Genomic DNA, 1,195 nt, shown 5'->3' on the forward strand with positions numbered 1-1,195 from the left:
ATCTCCGCTTGCGAAAGAGCTTGGCCATCTTTAACCAGCCACAAACCAGCCACAAACAGATCCGTCACATCTGGCATCAGCTTCTGAATGCTGGCCAAGTTGGTCATGGTATCGGGGTCGAAGGGGACAAAGCGAACCCGATCCTTACCCATCAACACCAAGGGACGACCCCGCACCACCTTGTCATCCTCCGGGCGACCGGGAATGAAGGTTTTATGGTTGGCGGCCATGACCGGCCCGACCATGATGTTGCTGGCAGAGTTGATCCAGGGGATCGAGAAAAAGCTGCCGTTGATGCCCGCATCCGCTTGATAGCGCTGGGCGAGGGTACTGACCTCATACCGACGCTCCGCATGCACCGTGGCAGCCCGTCCGCCGCGAATGGTAAGGGTGCGCACCTGATCGATCACTTCATCGGTCAACGCCAAAGGTTGGGTCACGTCGAGCAAGTAGTCGGGGCTGCGGCTCAGGTTGATGGTTTTGGCCCCGATAATCGCCTCAGTGATGCGGAATTGGTTAAAGCGGCGCACCTCCAGCAGGTTGGGGGATTGCCCGGTAAAGCCGGGATCCATGGTGAAGGACATCAGGTAGCCAGCCTCCGCCAGGTATTGCATCACCCGCTCATCCCGATTGCCTTCCGGGTAGGCAAAGTAATCGATGGGATGGCCCAGTTCCTCCTCCAGCTTGGTTTTGCAATCGAACACTTCTCGGCGCAGGCGCGCATCCTCCAACACTCGCAGATCGGGGGGATGGTTGACGGTATGGGCAGCAAAGTCGATTAACCCGCTGGCATCCATCTCCCGCATTTGATCCCAGGTGAAGTGATCTTTGCTGGTGGGCACACCGACAAACCCGGTTTGAACAAAGTAGGCTGCCGGGAAGTTGTACTCCTTCAGGAGAGGATAAGCATTCTCGTACAGGCCGAGATAGGCATCGTCAAAGGTGAGGAGGATGGCTTTCTCCGGCAAGGGATCCCCGTCCCGTAGGTGTTTGTACAACTGGTCGATGTGGATGGGGGTAACCCCCGCCTGTTTGATGGCCTCGAAATGTTGCCGCAGCTCCGCCAAGGTGGTGTCAAACCAGACTTCTTTACGGCTGGCCACCACGTCGTGATACATGATCGAGGGCACATAGGAAAGACTGGCCAAGGGATCCAAAGCAAAGGGATCCCGTTCCAGCTGAGGTTCTCTGGCAA

General features: G+C 57.1%; 1 protein-coding gene. It reads right to left on the reverse strand.

Going from position 1 to position 1,195, the window contains the following annotated elements; translation table 11 throughout:
* The coding region (locus tag JX360_RS17405) for a polysaccharide deacetylase family protein (RefSeq protein ID WP_244353530.1) at window positions 1-1,195 on the reverse strand (1,195 nt) is incomplete at both ends.

The organism is Thermostichus vulcanus str. 'Rupite' (genome assembly GCF_022848905.1).
Taxonomy (GTDB): domain Bacteria; phylum Cyanobacteriota; class Cyanobacteriia; order Thermostichales; family Thermostichaceae; genus Thermostichus; species Thermostichus vulcanus_A.